Below are 21,361 nucleotides of genomic sequence, written 5' to 3'. Positions count from 1 at the left end.
GGCATTCACGCCGTCCACGCCGCCAATTCGGCCTGCTCGCCGATCAGGGCGAGACCGTGCGCGATCGACGTCAGCTCGTTCCCCTTCGCAAGACGCTCGGCCCCGAAGCGCTCCTCGAACAACCGGACGATCCGCGGCGTCAGCGAGGTGCCGCCGGTAAGAAAGACATGGTCGATTGCCCCGGGGGTGGTCGATGCCATCGCCAGCGCCCGGTCGATTGCCGCCTCGATCCGCTCGATATCCGGGGCGATCCAGCCTTCGAACGCCGCGCGGGTCACGTCCGCCTCGATCGTCAGGCCCGCGCCGCTGAAGCGAAAACAGGCCGTGTCCGCCGCCGACAGGTCGCGTTTGACCTGCCCAACCGCCTCGTGGAGGCGAAAGCCAAGTTCCTGCTCGATGACCGCGATCACGCGGCCGATCGCGTCGGGGTCGAGTGCTGACCGGCGGAGCGATTCGAGCTCGGCAAGCGTCCGGCGGTTGCGCATCAGTGCCAGTCGCGACCAGTCCGCGAAGTCGGCGAAATAACCGCCGGGGATTTCGAGAATCTTGCCGAACGATCGATAGAAGCCGCCTTTGCCGAGCAGCGGCATGACCAGCTGCTCGACGATCCGCGCATCGAATCGGTCGCCGGCGATGCCGACCCCGGCGTGACCGAGAGGGACACAGCGCCGCGTCGCCCCAGGTGCCTCGATCCGCACCACCGAAAAGTCGCTCGTCCCGCCGCCGAAATCGGCAACGAGAACCGTTGCCGGTTCGCTGACCCGCGACGCGTAGCTGAACGCAGCGCCGAGCGGCTCATAGACGTAGTGCAACGTCGCGCCGATGCCGGCGAACATTGCGTCGTAGCGCCGGCGCGCGATCGCTTCGTCGGGCGCATGTCCGGCATAGACGACGGGACGCCCGACGACGACGCGCGCTGGCCCGGAAAAGGCTCCGTCGGCGCGCGCGGCCATCTTGTCGAGGAACAACCGCCCCAGGTCTTCGAACTTGAACTGTCGCTCAAAGATCGTCGCACGCTCGAAGGTCGCGCTCGCGGCAACCGACTTGAACGACTGGATGAAGCGGCTCGCTCCTGGAAATTCGAGATATTCGGCGATCGCCCATGGCCCGCCCGCGCTCGCGATCCCGCCGCGGACCGTGTCGTCTTCCCAGAAGCACAGCGCCGACCGAAACACCGCCGCAGTGCCTGCAGGTGATTCGAGTTCGACGAGGCTCGAGTGTCCGTCGCGCGCGATCGCCGCCACGGAGTTCGTGGTGCCGAAGTCGAGTCCGAGAACATAAGGGGCCGGGCTGGACATTGACGCCCTCCGCTACACAGGCCGCGCGCGTTACGCAAAGCCGGCGTTGCTGGAGCGGCGTAAGGACCTGGCCTTGTGATCGCCGACGGATGCACCCGGGCGGCGCTACGTCCTGCAGCATCGACCTTTTGTCGGATCAGACATCCATCCCCGGCCACCTTACCGCCGGTGACCAAGATCCTTCATTTGCCCGCATTCTCTACTACGCGGTGCCCCGGTCAGATCCGGGTTGGAGGATCAGGCGATCGTCGTGCTGCTGTCGACGGCAAGCATCGGCGAAGGCGGCCGCGAGCGCGCGATCGTCGACGAAGCGGGAAAACTCTTTTGGGTCGAGGCGATAATATTCCTCATAATCGATCTTCCCGTTGGCGACTGGAATCGAAAGATAATCCGATCCGCCAACCTCGTCGTGACCGAGGCTATAGCGATCTGCCCGGGACGATGTCGCGTCGACGAAGCGCTTGGAAGGAATACACGGGCGTGACACTCGCGGTTCTCGCTGGTCTACGGCATCTTCCCTTCCAGAGCGGGCGGAAGCGGTGGCGCACGTTCAGGCAAGCCCGCGACGGGCGCGGGCAAGGGGGGCTTGCGTGCAGGCCAAGGCCGGCGGCCGCCGAAGAGCGACATGTTGATCGATCGCAGGCGGTTCGAGCCATTAGGCACACCCTGTTCCAGGGCGTCGCTCGCCAAAGCTGAAAATGTGTCCTGGGGACGCCTTGCGGCGGGCATCACACCGCGTTGGAGCTCGTGTGCAATCGTATTTAAATCAGCAAGAATCAGGCGATCGCTTTCGGGCAGATTGGATCTGATTTTTGCGGCATCATCGAGAAACTCCTCGATCATCGCAACGACGATAGGAAGATGACGCGGCTTGATCAGCCCGTCGCCATCGAGGACCCGCGCTAACCGGACAATCGCCGGTTGGAACCCCGGGTAGTTGGCGAGTTCATTCGAACCAACAAGATAATAAATCGTATGGACGTAGCTCTTGTCGACTGGGATCGGCAGGCGACGCGTGGCGATTTCCTGCTCGACCCATTTGATTTCCATCGACACGCGGCCTTCGGGTGTGTGGTTTGTCAGCGGTTGCGGCCCGAGCGCGCGTTGCATGTCGTGGACTGCAGAAAGCGCGTCGGCGTATTCTTCCTCGATGCCAGGCCCCATGATCTCCGGCGTGATCGGGATCATCAATGTCCTCCTGCATTATAGGGGGTGAGACCGCCGACCCCGCCCGAAGCTGGCGTCACCTGACCGCCACCACCGGTCATCTCGCGGGTAAAGACCTTGGCGACCGAGCCGTCGGGGTTGAGTTGGTGGACTGTCTCCGAAGCGGGGTTCGTCGTCGACGTGACCAGCGGCTGGTCGCTATTTAGCGTACCGCGCCAGACAGCATCGGCCGCATTGTAGCATGGCAGAGCGATGTCGTTCTTCACCCCCTTGCCGTTCCAGCTGTCGGTTGCTTCGTCATAATGGGCTGCCTTTAGCTGGTCGAAGCCCTCCTGATCGGCGTAGTAGGCGCTCGGAGGTGCCCCCGCTTCGTCGCGTCCGGCGCTGCTGAACTTGTATACCGGGTCGCCTTGCTGACCGGCTTTGACTCCGAATCCATCGCCCGAGTTGAGCACCTGCTTTTGCATGCCGTCATCCCAGCCGCCCTGGCTCATGGCCTTGGCCGCCGCGGCATCTTTAGGCGACAGGTTATCCATATTGACGCCACCCGGCCGGTTGGCAGAAAAGTCGAGCTTGTCCTTGCCGCCCGCAGGTAGTGGGGGTTCCTGATCGAACGGCGCGCGTGACACGAAAGCGTCGTCTGCCGCTGCCGCAGCGGGCGCTCGCGCACCCAACCCCGCAATAGCTCCTTCGCCGGCCTGCATGCCCTTGACCCCCGCGACGCCGCCGGCGAAGCCGCCAAGAAACTGCCCGCCCGCTTCCATCGAGCGGATGCCGGTTTCGCTCATGCCCATCGCGGTGCCGAGCGCGCGGCCGGCCTTGCCGCCGTATTCGCCGCCGAAATAGCCTGCGATGCCGCCGCCGATCGTCGCCGCGACGCCGACCGTGGCGATCGCGTACGGCAACGCCATAACCGCGCCGGCGATGCCGAGCACCTGCAGGCCGGTCACCGCCCATGCCGGGACCTCGGGCTTGACGACGACGTTCGGGTCGGCGACGCTCGGGCCGCCGATGTTGACGTTGGGCGAGCACGGCGCGACGACCAGCGCGCTGCAGCCGAGCTTCTCGCCGATCCGCCCCGCCGGCAGGCCGTTGACCTTGACCGTCGCCGCCCCAGTCGCGAGCGGAATCTGCCCCGAATGGTCGCTGCACGTCGCCAGACCCTGCTCGGTCATCGTCGCGAAGCGGCCGTTGATCTTGACGTTGAGCGACCCCTTGACGAGGTTGCCGGTCGGCGGTCCCATCGAGGCGCCGCCGATGTTCATTCCCGACAAGCCGCCGAACGAGGTCAGCCCCGCCGCACCGCCGACCGCCGCGACGACGGCGAGCGCCGCGCCGCCGGTAGCGATCGTCGCACCGACCAGCACCGCCCCTGCCGCGAGCCCGATCAGCGCGCCGACGAGCATGCCGGTGCCGGCGTTGCTGTGCGCGATCGGGTCGCCGACGCGGGCGGCGGGAACCCCGCCGCTCATTGGTGCGCCGTCGCGAAGAGGGCGGGCGACAGCACCTTAGTCGTTTGCCGCGGTATCGATCTTGAGCGCCGCGAGCTGGCGATGGAAGAGGTCGCTGTGCGCCTCGAAGTCCTGCTCTGCCGCCGACGCCGTGAAGTTGACCACCACGCCTTGCCCGGCATCGATGAACACGACCTCCTGACGCAACACGCCCGCCCCCGAGGTCCAGTTGAACGTCATCCGCATCGCCGCCCGCTCGTTGAGCTGTCCCGATTCGCGGTCATCGCCCGCGAACCCGGGAAGATTGTCGCGAAAGACCGCTGCCTGCCGGTCGCAGAAGCCGGCAAACGTCTCGCCGTCGATCAGCGCGTCGCGGCCGACGACGATGTTGGGCGCCAGCGCACGCGTCGCATCGTGCGGCGCACTATGGACGATCATCGTCTTGTCCACCCAGCCCGGCGGCGGTGGCATCGTTGTCGTCACCGTCACATGGATCTCCATCTCCACTGATCATCAGATAGACTCGAAGCCGTTGATCCGGAAGAGGCATCGATCAAGCAAAGCCGGTCGCTTCGTGTCAGCTCGAATATCCGAACAGTGTTACGGAACAGCGCTAGCGCTGGCAGTGCCCAGCAAGCGTTGCGCGATCCGCGCTCCCCACGATGCGGATGGCTGACGCTCGCCGATCGACGACAGGGTGAACATCACCGGCGCGCGCATCGTGCCGGTGTCGCCGTCGAGCGATGCGGCGTTGAGGTACAGCGTCTTGCCGACCCGTCGACGGCCTGCCGCCGCATGAACATGCCCGAAGCAGTGAACGCGTGGCGCAATGCGCTTCAGTTCGTCGGTAAGTGATGGGCACCCGCACGACCGGCCCCTGCTCGACGTGTCGAGAATGCCCTGCGGCGGCGTATGCGTGATCAGGATGTCGATGTCGGCCGGAACCTGTGCCCACGCCGCGGCGAGGCCCGCTCGATCCTTGAAGAAGGCATGGGTCCGCAACTCCGGCACCCACGGCGCACCGAAAATCTTGAGTCCGCGAAACTCGACGACTTCGTCCTTGATGAAGTGCGCATTGCGAAACGGCTGCGGTCGTCGCTGCAGCTCGGCTTGGAGCAGACGGTCGTGATTGCCGCCCGTGCACAGGATCCGCGCGAACTTCTGCCGCCCGAACCACTCATCCATTGCCGCAAGTTGTTGCGGTGCCTTGCTCGACAGATTGAACATGTCACCGCAGTGGATCAGCAAGTCGCCAGCGGGCAGGTCGATCTCGTCGTGCCGGCAATGCGTATCGCTGATGACCGTAACACGCGTTTCCATGCGACTGCTTACCAGCGCGGGTGCACGTTGCATAATATAACGCCGCGGTTTCGATCGAATCTGGATCGGTTGGCAGCGTGACGGGCAGGGCCGTGCTAGACCGTGCGCGGACGGGGAGAACCATGATGCGGGCAATGATCTTGGCGCTGCTGCTGGCGACGGGGGCTGGTGCTGCGGAACCCATCGCTCCGCCGGAGTCCGCAGTTCAAAGCGCGCCCGCGGCGCTCAAGGGGCGGCTCGAGGGTCCGCTCGAACTCCAGTCGCGGGTCTATCCCGGCACCGTGCGGCGTTACTGGGTGTATGTTCCGGCAGGCTACGACGCGTCGCGGCCGCCCAACTTGCTGGTGTTTCAAGACGGGCAGCGCGCGATCAATCCGGGCGGGCCACTCGCAGTCCCGGCACTGCTCGACAAGCTGATCGAGCAGCAGGCTATTCCGTCGACGATCGGCATATTCGTGACGCCGGGCAATGTGTCGGCGCACTATCCCGACACCCTCGGCACGCAAAACCCGGATCATCGGGTCGAAGAATATGACGCACTGTCCGACGCCTATTCGCGCATGACGCTGGAGGAGTTGCTGCCGGCGGTGGCGCGGAAATGGCGGTTTGCTGCGGATCCAAAGCGGCGGGCGATCGGCGGCACCTCAAGCGGCGCAATCGCGTCGTGGACGGTGGCGTGGCGGCATCCGGGGGCGTTCGGCAACGTCATCAGCTTTATCGGCAGCTACACCTCGATCGGCCTGAAGCTCGGGGCGGATGGGTCGCCGCTGGTCTATGGCGGCGACACCTATCCGGGCCTAATCCGCAAAAGCCCGATCCGCCCCTTGCGCGTTTTTCTGCAGGACGGACGCAGCGACCTCGATAACGAGCACGGCAACTGGTTCCTCGCCAACCAGCAGATGCTCAAGGCGTTCGACTGAGCGAATACGCACGCCGATGCGGAGGGCGACAAGGGCGCGCGCTACGACGTGGATCATGCCTGGACCGAAGGCGCGCATTCGGATGCCGACGGCGGTGCGATCCTTGGCGACGTGCTCCGCTGGATCTGGCGCGATCAGCCGGCCAGCTGACCCGTGCCGCCGGCGGTGACCTTGCGCAACACCTTCGCCAGCTCGTCGATTGAATATGGCTTGTGCAACAGCTCGAAACCGTGCGCCCCGTCCTGCGCCAGCACGGTGCTGTAGCCGCTGGTCAGGATCACGGACAAACCGGGGTAGAGGCGGCGGATTTCCTGGCCCAACTGGATGCCGCTCATGCCCGGCATGACCACGTCCGAGAACACCACGTCGAACCGTGCCCGGTCTTCGCGCAGCCGGACGAGCGCCGTCATCCCGTCGGGCGCGAGGACCGCCGTATAGCCCATCTCGCTCAAGGCTTCGGTGGCGAAGGTGCCGACTTCGGGGTTATCCTCGACGACAAGGATGCAGGCGCCGCGAGCCAGCGGCAGCCCGGTGTTGGTTGCGACGATCGGGGTATGGGCGTCGCTCGCGGATGCGGGAAGATACATCGTGAAGATCGCGCCGGCGCCAAGATCGCTTTCGACGAGGACATCGCCGCCCGATTGCTTGGTGAACCCGAACACCTGGCTGAGCCCGAGGCCGGTCCCTTCGCCGACACCCTTGGTGGTGAAAAAGGGTTCGAAGATCTTGTCGATCTGGTCGCGTGCGATACCGGTGCCGGTGTCCCGAACAGCGACCGTGACAAAGCGGCCCGCTGCGGCCGGGTGCGCTCGAACAGCGGGCTTTCCGTCGGCGAGCCCCACCGTCATCGTCAACGCTCCTTCGCCGCCCATCGCGTCGCGGGCGTTGACTGCCATGTTGACGAGCGCCGTGTCGAACTGGCTCCGATCGGCATCGACGACGCAGGCGTGATCCGGGATGTCGAGCGTAATCGCGATGCGTGATCCGACCAGCGTCCGGATCATCGGCTGGATCACGCGAAGGCTGTCGCAGGCATCGAACGCTTCGGGCTTGAGCGCTTGCCGCCGGGCGAAGGCAAGCAATTGACTGGTGAGCTTGGAAGCGCGCTCGGCCGTGTCGGCAATCGCGTCGATATAGCGGGTACGGCGCTCCTGCGAGACATCGGTTCGCCGCAGGAGGTCGACCGATCCGCGGATCACCGTCAGCAGATTGTTGAAGTCGTGCGCGAGACCGCCGGTGAGCTGCCCGACAGCTTCCATTTTTTGCGACTGCCGCAACGCTTCCTCGGCGGTCATCAATTCGGCGGTGCGATGCGCGACCTGCTGCTCGAGCGACGCCGCAAGATCGGCCAGCTCGCGTTCGGCGCGGCGCCGCTCCCGCGCGGCATGGGTGCGCTCGGCAACCTCGCGCATGAATTCGAAATCTTCCGGCTGCCAGCTCCGCGGCTTGGTGTCGGTGACGAACAGCAACGCCGCCATCTCGCCCTGATCGGAGACCGGCATGTTGATGAAGGCCCGCGCCGAAATGCCCTCGAGCGACGACGCGGAGCCGATTGTCCGCGGATCTATCCGGGCATCCTCGACGATGACGGTGTCGCCATGCTTGAGGTCGTCGATGTACGAGCCATAGTCACGAAACGACAGTGTCCCAGCGAGGCTGCTGAGGCCGGGTCCTGTCCAGTCGCGCGCAATGACGATCGTCTCGGATTCGCGATAAACCGTGCCATAGCCAGCCCGGCTGACCTCCATCGTCCGGCCGAGCACCTCGGCCGCGACATAGGAAATGTTGGTCGCGTCATCGAGATCGCGCAACGTGTCGCTCAGCTCCGAAAGAGCCAGGCGGCGACGCTCGGCCCGCTTGACGTGCGTAATGTCGAGCGACACGCCCGCGAGCCGCTGTGGCTGTCCTTGCGCATCGAAAAAGGCCTGTCCCCGTGTCGCGAGCCAGCGCAAGCTGCCATCGGGCAACGCGATGCGGTATTCGACCTCGTAATCTGCCCCGTCCGCAATGGCGCGGGCGAGCGCATCTTCCGCCTTCCCCCTGTCTTCCGCGATCACTGCAGCGCTACGCTCTTCCAGGGTGAACGGCGCTTCCGGCGGGAGTCCGAACAGCGCCTTGCACTGGTCGGAACTGGTCAGCGTCTGCGTATGCAGATCGAGACTCCACGTCCCGAACCGGCCCGCCTTGAGGGCGAAATCGAGTTCGCGCTCGTGCTCCTGCTGTGTGCGGAACCGCGTCGTCAGTTCGGCCATCAGCGCGGCGTTATCGCTCTCGAGGCCGGCGAGCCGCTCGCGCTCCAGCGTGACATCGACCTGGCTCGCGAAAAAATAGGCGAGTTGGTGATCGGCATCGTAGACCGGTGCCATCAGCAGCCGGTTCCAGAACGGCTCCCCGTCCTTGCGGTGATTGCGGATATCGATCTCGAGCGCATCGACCCGGCGGACGGCATCGCGGATCGCCTGTGTCGTCGCCGGATCGGTCTCCGGCCCTTGGAGGAAGCGGCAGTTACGCCCGATAATTTCGTCCCGGGGATAGCCGGTCAGGCGACAGAACGAGTCGTTCGCAAACACGACCGGATTGTCGGGCAGGCGCGGATTCGTGATGATCATCGGCATCCGCGTTGCGTGGACCGCCGCGACGAAAGGATCGGTATGCCGGTCGATACCGGCGATCTCGGTCGAGATCCGCTGTTCGTCCCTGAGACTATTCTCGGACGGAATCTGATCAGGCACGCGCTGCTCCACTCGGTTGCCGTCCCTTAAATGCACGCGGCGTCGTCGCAAACCTTGAACGCGGCCAGCCGGTGTATCGACGCGTGGCCGCTCCCCGAAATCGGCGGCCGGTTCAAAAAATACGTTCCTGGCCCGTATCGTTCGCTCGATTGGTTATTTCGCATTGCCGCGGATATGACAGCCATGGCTGCGGCGCGCGCGTGCGCAAGATGCCGCGCAAGGGGTGGGCGACATGAAGCTTCTCGGTTTGGCATTGACCTTGGGCATCATCGTGGTGTCGCCGCCATTGGCTGGTGCCGCACCGGCTGCGGCCGCCGTCGCCAGCCCCGCCGATCAGCAGCTCAAGGCAATCTACGATGCCGAATGGGTGTGGCGCCAAAAGGAGTTCGCGCAGGTCAGCGAGGGGCTGCGCAGCAAGGACGACGATCATTTCCCCGCGGTTACCGCCGCCGACTGGACCCGTCGCCGCGCGTATTGGCAGGACGTGCTCGACAAGATCGGCCGCATCCCGGCCGCCCAATTGTCCCCCGAGCAACGGCTTAACGCTGCCGTGCTCGCCGAATCGCTCCGCGCGCAGGTCGCCAATATCTACTACCGGACCTACGAGGCCCCGCTCAACAGCGATTCCTATTTCTGGGGCGATGTGAAGCCGTATTCGGCGCTCGAAACCGCCGCCGAGTATCGCCGCTACATCGGCCGGCTCAAGGATGTGCCACGCTGGTTCGACGAGAATATCGTGAACATGCGCGCTGGCCTGCAACGCGGTTTCACCCCGCCACGCGTCACGCTCGGTGGGCGCGACGCAACGATCGCTGCTTTTGCCATGGCCGGTCCGGCCAACCCGCTCAACGACCCATTCAATGCGATGCCGGCGTCGATTTCGGCGAGCGAGCAGGCGGCGCTACGCGCGGAAGCCGCCGCGGTGATCGATGCGCAGACGGCTCCGGCGTATCGCAAGCTGCTCGGATTTTTCCGCGACACCTATCTGCCCGGCACGCGCCAGACGCTGGCTGCCAGCGCGCTGCCCGACGGCAAGGCGTTCTACCGCAGCCAAATTCGTGAATACACCACGCTCGACCTGACGCCCGAGGCAATCCACGCGATCGGCCTCAAGGAAGTCGCGCGGATCGATGCCGACATGAAGGCGACAATCGCGCTGACCGGCTTCAAGGGCAGCTTCCCCGAATTCCTCGCCTTCCTGCGCAGCGACCCGCAATTCTATGCGCGGACGCCCGACGAACTGCTCGGCTTTTCGGCGCTCGTCGCCAAGCGGATGGATGGGCGGCTGAAGGACGTCTTTACCGTATTGCCGCGTTACCGCTTTACCATCCAGCCGGTGCCCGATGCGATCGCGCCGGTATACACCTCGGGCCGTGGCGGGCTCAGCGCCTGCCTGATGAACACCTACGATCTCAAGTCGCGGCCGCTGTATAATCTCGTCTCGCTGACGCTCCACGAATGCGTACCGGGGCACAGCCACCAGGCGGCGATGGCGCTCGAGGCCCCCGATCGCCCGGCCTTCCGTCGCGAAACCTATTTCTCGGGTTATGGCGAGGGTTGGGGCCTATATTCGGAATGGCTCGGGACCAAGCTCGGCATGTACCGGACGCCGTATGAGGAGTTCGGCCGCGAGACCTTCGAGATGTGGCGCGCGTGCCGTCTGGTCATCGACACCGGGCTGCACGAGGATGGCTGGACCCGGCAACAGGCGATCGATTATCTCGCCAGCCATACTGCGCTCGCCAAGCTCGATATCGAGATCGAGGTCGATCGCTACATCAGTTGGCCGGGCCAAGCACTCTCTTATAAGCTTGGCGAGATGAAGATGCGCGAGCTGCGCGGCAAGGCCGAAGCCGAGCTTGGCGACCGCTTCGACCAGCGACGCTTTCACGACACGCTGCTCAACATGGGATCGGTGCCGCTGCCCGCGATGGAGAGCGAGATGCTGGCTTGGATCGCGGCGGAGAAGGGCAAACCGGCACGATGATCGTCGGGCCACAACGGCTTTCCTTTTCCGATCAGCTGTATTACCCGCATAGTACAGGTGTCTAAAAAGGGGTTGCCGGATGCGGGTTTGGAAATTGTTCGTGGCGATCGCGGCTGTCGCAGGGACATCGGTGGCGATGGCACAGGCCTATCGTCCATTCGACACCAGCCAGCTCAAGGGCCCGCAGCATGGCCCGAAAAACCAGTTGCTCGTCCTCGGCAGCCCGCATCTGTCGAGCATGCCAGCGGCGTTTCAGGCGGGGCAATTGCAGCCGGTCCTCGACAGGCTCGCCGCTTGGGCACCGCAGGCGATTGCCGTCGAAGCGCTGTCGGGCGCGCAATGCGATTTCATGCGGCACTACCACGATCGCTTCAAGGACAGCGTCCAAACCTATTGCTGGGATCCGGCGCCCGCCGCCAAGGCGACGGGGCTCGATGTGCCCGCCGCAACCGCCGCGTGGGGCCGCCTGCTGGCGACGTGGCCCGCATCACCAAAGGCAGCCGATCGCCGCCGTCTCGCGGCGATGTTTCTCGCCGGCGGTGAAGGCGCGTCGGCGCTGGTCCAGTGGCTTCGGCTTCCCGAGGGTGAGCGACATGCCGGGGAGGGCCTCGACGACACGTTGGTTGCGCGGCTCGAAAAGCTGCGCACGAGACACGACGAGAGCTTGCTGATCGCCGCTGCGCTCGCCGCCCGGCTCGGGCTCGAGCGGGTATATTCGATGGACGACCACACCGCCGACGCACCCGTTGCCGACGAAAAGCTGTTTGAGGCGGCGATCTCGAAGGCGTGGGACAACCCCGCCACCGCCAAGCGCAAGGCGATGAGTTCGGCGCTCGACGCCAAGCTGGGCGAGCCAGGCGCGATGCTCGCGCTGTACCGCGCCTACAACGCTCCGGGTGAAGAAAAGCTGACGTTCGACAGCGACTTCGGCGCGACCCTCGAAGAGCCGTCCGCAGCGCGCTTCGGCCGCAATTATCTCGGCGGCTGGGAGACCCGCAACCTGCGCATGGCATCGAATATCCGTGACATGTTCGCCGAAGCCCCGGGCATCCGTGGCCTGGTCATCGTCGGTGCCTCGCACAAGGGCTACCTCGAAAGCTACCTCAACCAGATGCACGACATGACCATCGTCGATGTCGAAAAAGTGCTCGAATAACGCCGCGCCTGTCTTTGTGGTTTACCCGACCTCGCTGTGGGGTCGGGTAACCAAGAGGATAAGGTCGTTTGCCGCTTGCCGTCGGCCATGCGCTGACTCGCCACCGCCTCTGATCACACCGAAAAAGCCCCTACCACGCACGCGCTAATTGGTCTGGCAGATTATACTTGACTGTGTGACCACATCTCACTCATGTTACCGCTAACATGCCGAAAACGGCGGATGGTCGGGGAGGCGGGATGATGCAGTCCATTGATGTACGGCCATCGCTCCGCAATGGGCCGAGCGTGGCTGCCATGCGCGCCCAATCAGGCCGGCAGCAACATCGACCTCGTAAGGCTCGCAAGTCTCCAACATAAGTTGGAATAATTCTCAAATTTGTTGGTTGGCACCAAGTGCAAGCCAATAGAATCAATTGAACTAATCAAATCTAAAGACAAAATCCAAGGGGAGTCAGTTATGACTGGGTATGCAATTCGACGCGTTCGGATCGCCGCGCTGCTCTGCGCGACGACGGCGGCCGCGATTTCTAGCCTTGCCAATGCGCAGACCGTGGCGCCGCCGGGACAGTCTGTTCCGGACGGGCAGGACAAAGGGCCGTCGACGGCGCCGATCCCACAGACACTTGCAACGCCGGGAACTCCCGCCGGGGACTCGTCGGCGAATGACCCCGAAAGTGGCGACATTATCGTGACGGGATATCGCTCCAGCCTGGCGCAGTCGACCAGCGCCAAGCGCGCGTCGACCGGCTTTACCGACTCGATTTTCGCCGAGGACATCGGCAAGTTTCCCGACACCAATATCGCCGAATCATTCAATCGTATCCCCGGCATCACGATCACGCGCGACATCACTGGCGAGGGCACCAATGTCGCCATCCGCGGACTGGGATCGAACTTCACCAACGTAACGCTCAACGGCACGCCGATTGCAGTCGCGTCGTCGGGGGCTACCGATGCGCAGGGCACTGACCGCTCGGTCGACCTGAGCTTTTTCCCAACCGATCTGTTCACCAAGCTCACGGTCAACAAGAGCTATACTGCCGATCTGCTTGAAGGCGGCGCGGCGGGTAACGTCGATTTGCGGTCGGCGCGTCCGTTCGACCGCGACAAGAATTTCCTAAACTATAATATTCAGGGCACGCAGCAGGGCGTCGACAATCACCTCGGCGTTCGTGGATCGGTTATCGGGAGCTGGCATAACGATACGATCGGCATCCTCGCCGGCGTTTCGGGCCAGCGGCTGCACACCGAAACCCGCGGTTACGAGACGATCGGCTACACGAATCCGGCGCTCTCCGCTGCGCAGTGCGGGGCGACGACGGGATGTAATTCGACGGGCGGCGGCAACTGGACGATCCCGTCGACCGTGCCGGTCGGCGCGGGCGCGGGTCTGGTTGCCGGCACTGTCATTGATCAGGCGTTCCTGCTCGCGCATAATCCCGGCGCGACGATCCAGCAGATCGATAACGCGTTGCTGCCGCGGCTCGGCCGCCCTTCCGACGAGCGCGGGACGCGCGACCGCGTCAATGCGATCCTCAGCGTCGAATGGCGGCCGACCGACACGCTTCATTTCTATGTAGACGGTCTTTACGGATACAAGCACAACAACTTGATCCGTGAAGACTTGGCCTGGATCGTCCGCAACAGCGCGATCATTCCGCTCAACCTGAAATTCGACAAGAGCGATTGCTCGGTCGGCTGCTCGGTTACCAGCGGTACCTTTGCCAATGCCCAGTTCTTCGACGAGTTTCGGCCGTATATCGAAACGACGAAGCTGTTCAACATCAACCCCGGCGGCGAATGGGATATCGCCGATAATCTGAAGCTCAACGTGCAGGGGAACTACTCGCGCTCGACCTTCCACCGCGAAAACCCAACCGTCGGCGCAACAACGCCGCTCGGGGTGGGCAACACCGTTACGTACACCAACAATGGTAGCGGTATCCCTGGGATCACGAGCAATCTCGACCTGAACAGCCCGGCCAATTTCGGCTGGTACACCGGCAGCCGCGTCAGCGTGAACGACGAGCGCCGGATCAACGAGACGAAGGGCGGGCGGGGCGACCTGACGTGGGGCGGAACGGCGCTGAACCTCAAGGTCGGCGCGGCGTACGACGACGTTTCGCGCCGAATCGACGGCTTCGACAATAGCCAGGCGTGGCAGAATGCGGTCTGCGGAAACAATCCGAGCGCGTTTGTGCCGTCGCCGAACACGCAGCCGCCGTGCGCAGGTCTGTCGGCTCCCGGAGTGGCCCCGGCTGGCTATCCGACGTATCCCGGCTACGGCACCGGATCGACCGCGGGTGCAACCGGGCCGGTAACGTACGGCGGTTCGCTCGTCCCCAATGCGGCGTTCCCAGGCTATCTGTCGCCGGGCCCGGGCGGGTTCGTCACCGTCAATTTCCCGGCGTTTGCCGGCGCGACGAAATACGGAACGTTCCATGCCACCGAGCCGCTCGCCGGCTCGTCGACGACCGGCGCGAACGGCGGGTCGATCAGGGAGGTCGCCAAGTCGGCGTTCGCCACGCTCAACGGCGCCCAGCCGCTCGGCGACAGCACGCTGCGGTTCGATGTCGGAGTGCGTTATGTCGACACGATCCAGACCATAGCCGGCATGGTCTCGCTGCCCGATCCGCGCAACACGAACGCGGCGGGGGTCAGCCTCGCCGATGGCGCGCGGTATCCGAATGTCGTCGGCATCGTGACGACCCGGAACCATTATTCGAACTGGCTCCCCGCCGCGACCTTTGCCTATGATCTCGGCGATCACGCAGTGGTTCGTGCCGCAGCATCGCGGACGATGACGCGGCCGGATCCGTCGGCGCAGCTTCCCGGCGTCGGCTTCAGCGCGCCGTCGGCCGATCAGGCCACCGTTGGCAACCCGGCGCTCAAGCCGTACCTGTCGACCAACCTCGACTTCGGGTTCGAATATTACACCGGTCGCGAAGGCGTCATCAGCGTCAATGCGTTCCGCAAGTCGATCGACGGCTTCACGACGACCAACATCACGACGGTGCCGTTTTCGAGCCTCGCCCAGTACGGCATCAACTATGACTCGATCAATCAGACGCAGCAGATCGCGATCAATGCGCGCGGCGGCCCGACTGTCGCGCAGGTGCAGTTAACGTCGCAGGTCAACGTCCCCGACACGTTGACGATCAACGGCCTCGAGTTTCAGTGGGTCCAGCCGCTCGACTTTCTGACCCGGCGGATCGGTATCACCGGTTTCGGCTTCAATGCGAACGCGACCATCGTCGACCAGACGAGCAAGGGTGCCGCGATCGCTTATGGTGTTGCGCCGTCGACGTATAACATCACGGCCTACTATGAGAAAAAGGGCGTCATGTTCCGGGTGTCGACGACCTCGCGCCAGGGCTCGCAAAGCAGCGGCGGCGCACAGAACGGTATTCCCGCCGCCGCTCTCTTCACGTCCGCCTATACGACGTACGACTTCTCCTCGTCGTTCGACCTCGACAAGATCTTCAAGATTGCCCATGCGCCGCAGCTGACGATCAACGTGTCGAATTTCACCGACGCGACGCTGCGGTCATACTTCCAGTTCAGCAACGACACCTTCACCCAGTATAAGCCGGGCCGGGAGGTTCTGATCGGGCTGCGCGGAACCTTCTAAGCGCGCGGGCAGGTACCGGGACACGCCCGGTGCCGCTGTGGGGTCCGGCCGCCCGTGCGGCGACCGGTGCCTCGACAGAGTGAAAGGAGCCGATGTTTACCAGGCGCAACGTGCTCGAAGGCGCGATCGCGAGCGGAGCCTTCGCTTCCCCGCTCGCCGCGGCGATGCGGTTCGATCGGCGCGCGCCCGGTTTCGATATCACGCTGCCCGACGGGGGCGTGGTGCCGGTCTTCGTCGATGCGGCGGAGCCGGCGAGCGTCCGGCGCGTCGCGGCCGATCTCGCTGCCGACATCGGCCGGGTAACGGGGACGCCCGCCCGCATCGTCAACGATCGGCGGCGGCTTCCCGCTCGCTTCATCCTCGTCGGGACGCTCGGCAACAGCCCGCTGGTCGACCAGCTCGTGGCGGCGGGCAAGCTCGACGTCGCTGACATCCGCGGCAAGTGGGAGTCGTTCAGCATCCAGACGATCGCGCAGCCGATGCCCGGCGTGACCGAGGCCTTGGTCGTCGTCGGGAGTGACCGGCGCGGCGCGATCTATGGCGCTTACGATCTGTCGCGCTCGATGGGCGTTTCACCGTGGTATTGGTGGGCGGACGTCCCGGTGGTGCGGCGGAGCCAGCTTCGGCTGCGCTATGGCCATTATGTTCAAGGACCACCGGCGGTGAGGTATCGCGGGATTTTCCTCAACGACGAGGCACCCTGCCTGTCGGGCTGGACGACCGAGAAGTTCGGCGGAATGAACGCCCAATTCTACACGAAGCTGTTCGAGCTGATGCTTCGCCTCCGCGCCAACTACCTGTGGCCGGCGATGTGGAACAACGCATTCGCCATCGATGATGCGGCGCATCCCGCACTTGCCGACGACTATGGGATCGTCATGGGCACTTCGCACCACGAACCGATGATGCGGGCGCACAAGGAATGGACCGACAACCGGCAGCATTACGGCAACGGCGAGTGGAATTACGCGACCAATCGCGCCGCCATCCGCCAGTTTTTCAACGAGGGGATCAAGCGGAACGCGGGCAACGAAGTCGTTGTCACCGTCGGGATGCGCGGCGACGGCGATGTCGCGCTCGAAAGTACCGGCAGCCTGCAGTCCGACGTCAAGCTGCTTGAGGAGGTCATCGGCGACCAGCGCCGCATCATCGCCGACGGCATGCACATGCCCGCTGACAAGGTCCCGCAAGTATGGGTCCTCTTCACCGAGGTCTATAAATATTACGACGCCGGGCTAAAGCTGCCCGACGACGTCACAATCATGTTCGCCGACGACAATGTCGGCAATCTCAGGTGGTTGCCGCTGCCGTCCGAACGCGGGCGATCGGGCGGGTTCGGCATCTACTTCCACATGGACATGCACGGCGGTCCGTTTGCGTATCAGTGGATCAACTCGAACCCGCTGCCGAAAATCTGGGAGCAGATGAACCTTGCCAACCGATATGGCGCGAACGAGACCTGGATCGCCAACGTCGGTGACCTGAAACCACTCGAATTGCCGATCGAGTTCTTTCTCGCGATGGCATGGAATCCGGCCGATGTCGGAAAGGACAAGATCGCCCGGTGGACGCGCGATTGGGCCGAGCGCCAGTTCGGCACCGAACACGCCGACGAGATCGCTTTTCTCGCCTCGCGCTATGCCAAATATAACGCGCTGCCCAAGCCCGAGAAAATCACCCCCGGCACCTACAGCCTCGAACATTATGGCGAAGCCGAACGGGTTTGCGAGGCATGGGCCGGGCTTGTTCGCCGGGCAGATGCCGTCGACGCCGCACTGCGCCCCGACCAGCGCGACGCTTTCTACCAGTTGGTCCTGTATCCCGTCCGCGCCTGCGCCAACCTTACCCAGATGTACGTCGCGGCGGCACGCAACGCGCGCTTTGCCGAGCAGGCGCGTGCCAGCACCAAGGTCGAGGCGGACGAGGTTCGCCGCCGGTTCCGCACCGACCACGACCTGCGCGACACCTACAATCACGTAATGGCCGGCGGCAAATGGAACCACATGATGGACCAGACGCACATCGGCTATTTCGACTGGTACCCGCCCATCGCCGACATCATGCCGCCGGTCGCCGACCTCGACCTCGATAGCGCCTCGGGGTTCGGTGTTGCCGTCGATGGCGATAGCCGGTCGTGGCCCGGCTATTATTGCCGCCGGCATTTCCCACGCTCGACAGCATCTCGCGGCGTCCGACGTGGCTCGAGGTTTTCCCGCGCGGAAACGGCGCGGCGCCGTTTACCGTGACGGCCGACCAGCCGTGGGTGACGATCCGCGAAGGCAAGGCGTTCAGCGCATCGCCGCGCGACCGCCGGTTCTGGATCGATATCGACTGGGCGAAGGCACCCGAGGGCAAATCGAGCGCCACCGTGACGATCAAGGGCGAAGCTGTGATCAAGGCGCAACTGACCGCGATCCGCGCGACGGCGCAACAGGAGCGCGAAGCACGCGGAGCATTCGGTGGTCTGGCCGGGGAGTTCTCGGTGCCCGCCACAGCCTTTACCCGATCGGTCGCGGTCGACGGCGTCCGCTGGGAAGCGATCCCCGATTACGGTCGGGTCGATGCCGCGATGTCGATCTTTCCGGTCGATGCACCGTCGTTTACCGACCCGGCTCGCGCACCCCGGCTCGACTACGCGATCTATTTGGCGACCGCGGGAGAGTATCGCGTCGAACTCGTCACGAGCCCGACGCTCGAGGTTATCCCAGGCCGCAAGCTGAGCGTCGCGGTCGGGCTGAATGACCAAGCGCCGGTCGTCCAGACGGTCTTCACGCCGCAGGATACCGCGGCGCAAGATTTTCTCGGGGCCAAGCACGCCGTCAACAGCGCGAACAACGCGCGCACGATGCACTTCAACGTCATGGTCGACCGCGCCGGACGCCACACGCTGAAAGTCTGCATGATCGACCCCACCGTGGTGATACAGACGATTATCGTGTCGAACGAAGAGCCGAAGAAGACATATTTCGGGCCGCCAGCGGCCGATCATCTTGCGGCACCGACAGGAGCGTAGAGAATGGCTGACGACACGCGTGCGGCTCTCTCGCGCCGGACATTGATGGGCAGTGCGGCCTTGAGCGCGGCGCTGGCGGCATTACCCGCGCACGCCCTGGCGGCGCTCGAACCGCGGACCGGCACCGATCCACGCGCGGGCTTTCGGCTGATCGCCGGCGGCATCCCGGCGACGGTCGTGATCGACGCCGACGCCGACAGCGCGGTGCGCCACGTCGCGACCAACTTCGTCGCCGATCTCGAACGGGTAAGCGGTACACGCCCGCGGCTGGTCGAGGGCAGTGGACGGCTCGCGGGCCCGGTGGTGATGATCGGGGTGCTCGGGCAAAGCGCCATGATCGACCGGCTGGTCGCCGGCGGCAAGATCGATGCCGGCGACATCAAGGGCGAATGGGAGGCGTTCCGCCAGATCGTCGTCGACGACCCGATGCCAGGGGTGGCGCAGGCGCTGGTGATCGTCGGGTCCGACCGCCGCGGCGCCGTGTTCGGCACGTACGACATTTCCGCCCGGATCGGCGTGTCGCCGTGGCACTGGTTCGCCGACGTGCCCGTCCGCCGCCAGCACGAAGTGACGATCCCGTCGGACACCCGCCGCGACCAGCCGAAGGTGCGCTATCGCGGCTTCTTCATCAACGACGAGGACCCCTGCCTCAGCGGCTGGGCGAAGAAGGCCTTCGGCGGCGTCAATTCGGCAATGTACGCCCACGTCTTCGAGCTGCTGCTGCGGATGAAGGGCAATTACCTTTGGCCAGCGATGTGGGGGAAGGCGTTCGCCGACGACGATCCGAACAGCTTGATCCTCGCCGACGCAATGGGCGTGGTGATGGGCAATTCGCATCACGAGCCGATGCTCCGCGCGCAGGCCGAATGGCATCGCCACAAGGAAAGCGGCATCACCGGCGGCGCGTGGGATTACAGCAAGAACGCCGCCAATCTGCGCACCTTCTGGCGCGGCGGCATCGAGCGCATGATGTCGAAGGGCGGCGGCAGGCACTATGACTCGCTCGTCACGGTGGGGATGCGCGGCGACGGCGACGAGGCGATGGCGGAGGGTACCGCGACCGGCCTGCTCGAACGGATCGTCACCGATCAGCGCCAGATCATCGCCGATGTCACCGGCAAGCCGGCGGCGGCGACCCCGCAGGTCTGGGCGCTCTATAAGGAGGTTCAGGATTATTACGACCACGGCATGAAGGTGCCGGACGACGTCACCTTGATGTTCTCGGACGATAATTGGGGCCAGATCCGCCGCTTGCCCGACCCCGCCGCACCAGCGCGCAGCGGCGGTTACGGCATCTATTATCACTTCGATTATGTCGGCGTGCCGCGCAATTATAAATGGATCAATACCAACCAGGTCGAGAAGATCTGGCAGCAGATGGACCTCGCCTACCAGCGCGGTGCGCGGACGATCTGGATCGCCAATGTCGGCGATATCAAGCCGATGGAATATCCGCTCGGCTTCTTCCTCGCGCAGGCGTGGAACCCCGAAGCGATGACCCCGGCGGCGCTGGCCGACTACCCGGCGACGTGGGCAGCGGCGGCATTCGGGGCCGATCACGCCGCGATCGGCGAGATCATCACCGCGTACAGCCAGTATACCGCGCGCCGGAAACCCGAACTGATCGACCAGGACAGCTTTGCGCTCGGCGGCATTATGCCCGACGGGCTCGATGGCGGCGAATTCGGCGCGATGATCGCCGAGTGGGATGCGCTGGAGGCGAAGGTACAGGTGGTCCGCGCCCAGCTCCGGCCCGAACAGCTCGACGCCTATTACCAGCTCCTCGAATTTCCGGTGCTCGCGATGGCGAACCTGTATCGCATGTATTATTGCACCGCTTGGGACCGGATGCTGGGAAAGCCGAACGACCCGCGCGCGAACTACTTCGCCGGGGAGGTCGAGACCGCGTTCAGGCGCGATTCCGAGCTGACCCGCCGCTACCACACGATCAACGGCGGCAAGTGGGACGGCATGATGGCGCAGGTCCACATGAACTATGTCCTCTGGAAACGACCCGACGCAGCAGTCCTTGCCGAGCATCGTTCGCGTCGGCGGCGAGTCTGCGGCCGCGGAACGCCATGTCGCGCCTAAATTCGTCGCGGCGCGCGCGGCGTCCGAGGGCATCGTGACGATCGAGGCACCGGCGTTCACCCGCGCAAACAACGCGAAGGGGCTGCGGTGGTCGACCATCCCGCATCTTGGGTCGACTGCCGCTGCCGTGCTCGCCATGCCGCAAGGTGCGCCTTCGACCAGCCCGGCTGACGGGATGAGCCTCGAATATGACGTGACGGTGCGCAAGGCTGGCGCGGCGACGCTCACGCTGTTCCTGACGCCGACGCTCGATACCATGGGCCATCGCGGCGTGCGGATCGGTGTCTCGCTCGATGGCGGCCCGGTCGAGGTGTTGACGGCGCAGCTCGAAGCAACCGGCGGCGATCAGGACACCCCGGGCAAAAAGCGCTGGGCCAAGGCGGTCTGCGACAATGTCGTCCAGCTATCGGCGGACATGCACGACGTCACCGTCGGTCGTCATACGATCAAAATCTGGCGGATCGACGATAACGTCGTGCTGCAGCGACTGGTGCTCGATACCGACGGTCCGGCACCCGCTTAGGGACTGCGGTCGGTGGCGGATGCGACAGCCGCGCCGAACCGCGATCATCGCATTCTGCGCAACAGTCTGT

The 21,361-nt window shown here is 64.6% G+C and carries 15 protein-coding genes; 9 read left to right on the top strand and 6 right to left on the bottom strand.

What is annotated here, in order from left to right; translation table 11 throughout:
• Nucleotides 1–5: 5 nt before the first annotated feature.
• Nucleotides 6–1,298, bottom strand: a complete 1,293-nt coding sequence (locus tag KZX46_RS18555) for an Hsp70 family protein (protein WP_219775211.1) — start codon at nt 1,296–1,298, stop codon at nt 6–8.
• Nucleotides 1,299–1,548: 250 nt separating this feature from the next.
• On the opposite strand from KZX46_RS18555, the gene KZX46_RS18550 reads away from it, so the two are divergent.
• Nucleotides 1,549–1,782 (top strand): hypothetical protein, encoded by a 234-nt coding sequence (locus tag KZX46_RS18550; RefSeq protein ID WP_219775210.1) that lies wholly within the window; start codon nt 1,549–1,551, stop codon nt 1,780–1,782.
• A gap of 20 nt (nt 1,783–1,802) precedes the next feature.
• On the opposite strand, the gene KZX46_RS18545 is transcribed toward KZX46_RS18550, so the two are convergent.
• The 4 genes from KZX46_RS18545 to KZX46_RS18530 all read right to left on the bottom strand — a co-directional run bounded on the left by KZX46_RS18545 (nt 1,803) and on the right by KZX46_RS18530 (nt 5,236).
• Nucleotides 1,803–2,486, bottom strand: coding sequence for a hypothetical protein (locus KZX46_RS18545; protein WP_219775209.1), 684 nt, complete (start codon nt 2,484–2,486; stop codon nt 1,803–1,805).
• Nucleotides 2,486–3,937 carry a PAAR domain-containing protein gene (locus tag KZX46_RS18540; protein WP_219775208.1) on the bottom strand — a complete coding sequence of 484 codons (1,452 nt, stop codon included), beginning with the start codon at nt 3,935–3,937 and terminating at the stop codon, nt 2,486–2,488. The genes KZX46_RS18545 and KZX46_RS18540 overlap by 1 nt, the downstream gene beginning before the upstream one ends.
• 36 nt (nt 3,938–3,973) lie before the next feature.
• Entirely contained in the window at nt 3,974–4,405 is a 432-nt protein-coding gene (locus tag KZX46_RS18535) for a DcrB-related protein (RefSeq protein WP_219775207.1), read from the bottom strand.
• A 111-nt stretch (nt 4,406–4,516) separates the two neighbouring features.
• Nucleotides 4,517–5,236 (bottom strand): metallophosphatase domain-containing protein, encoded by a 720-nt coding sequence (locus tag KZX46_RS18530; RefSeq protein WP_219775206.1) that lies wholly within the window; start codon nt 5,234–5,236, stop codon nt 4,517–4,519.
• Nucleotides 5,237–5,361: 125 nt separating this feature from the next.
• Here KZX46_RS18530 and KZX46_RS18525 point away from each other — a divergent pair, with 125 nt between their 5' ends.
• Nucleotides 5,362–6,156, top strand: coding sequence for an esterase family protein (locus KZX46_RS18525; RefSeq protein ID WP_219775205.1), 795 nt, complete (start codon nt 5,362–5,364; stop codon nt 6,154–6,156).
• Between the two features lie 134 nt (nt 6,157–6,290).
• On the opposite strand, the gene KZX46_RS18520 is transcribed toward KZX46_RS18525, so the two are convergent.
• Nucleotides 6,291–8,888 carry a PAS domain-containing protein gene (locus KZX46_RS18520; RefSeq protein WP_304610423.1) on the bottom strand — a complete coding sequence of 866 codons (2,598 nt, stop codon included), beginning with the start codon at nt 8,886–8,888 and terminating at the stop codon, nt 6,291–6,293.
• A gap of 232 nt (nt 8,889–9,120) precedes the next feature.
• Here KZX46_RS18520 and KZX46_RS18515 point away from each other — a divergent pair, with 232 nt between their 5' ends.
• The 7 genes from KZX46_RS18515 to KZX46_RS23035 all read left to right on the top strand — a co-directional run bounded on the left by KZX46_RS18515 (nt 9,121) and on the right by KZX46_RS23035 (nt 21,291).
• Nucleotides 9,121–10,875, top strand: a complete 1,755-nt coding sequence (locus tag KZX46_RS18515) for a DUF885 family protein (protein WP_219775203.1) — start codon at nt 9,121–9,123, stop codon at nt 10,873–10,875.
• Between the two features lie 100 nt (nt 10,876–10,975).
• The gene (locus tag KZX46_RS18510) at nt 10,976–12,031 is read left to right on the top strand and encodes a DUF5694 domain-containing protein (RefSeq protein ID WP_370647487.1); all 1,056 of its coding nucleotides are present in this window, start codon (nt 10,976–10,978) and stop codon (nt 12,029–12,031) included.
• Between the two features lie 459 nt (nt 12,032–12,490).
• A complete protein-coding gene (locus KZX46_RS18505) occupies nt 12,491–15,664 on the top strand; it encodes a TonB-dependent receptor (protein WP_219775201.1) in 3,174 nt (1,057 codons plus the stop codon).
• Between the two features lie 92 nt (nt 15,665–15,756).
• On the top strand, nt 15,757–17,910 hold the full coding sequence (locus KZX46_RS18500; RefSeq protein WP_226896050.1) for a glycosyl hydrolase 115 family protein: 2,154 nt from the start codon (nt 15,757–15,759) through the stop codon (nt 17,908–17,910).
• Nucleotides 17,907–18,677: a hypothetical protein gene (locus KZX46_RS23040; protein WP_226896049.1), complete on the top strand. Its 771-nt coding sequence runs from the start codon at nt 17,907–17,909 to the stop codon at nt 18,675–18,677. The genes KZX46_RS18500 and KZX46_RS23040 overlap by 4 nt, the downstream gene beginning before the upstream one ends.
• Nucleotides 18,678–18,680: 3 nt before the next feature.
• The gene (locus KZX46_RS18495; protein WP_226896048.1) at nt 18,681–20,768 is read left to right on the top strand and encodes a glycosyl hydrolase 115 family protein; all 2,088 of its coding nucleotides are present in this window, start codon (nt 18,681–18,683) and stop codon (nt 20,766–20,768) included.
• Nucleotides 20,707–21,291: a hypothetical protein gene (locus KZX46_RS23035; RefSeq protein WP_226896047.1), complete on the top strand. Its 585-nt coding sequence runs from the start codon at nt 20,707–20,709 to the stop codon at nt 21,289–21,291. The genes KZX46_RS18495 and KZX46_RS23035 overlap by 62 nt, the downstream gene beginning before the upstream one ends.
• Nucleotides 21,292–21,361 lie beyond the last annotated feature (70 nt).

Origin of the sequence: Polymorphobacter sp. PAMC 29334 (assembly GCF_019431245.1) — a bacterium.
Classification (GTDB): domain Bacteria; phylum Pseudomonadota; class Alphaproteobacteria; order Sphingomonadales; family Sphingomonadaceae; genus Polymorphobacter_B; species Polymorphobacter_B megasporae.
This window is presented reverse-complemented; position numbering and strand designations above follow the sequence as displayed.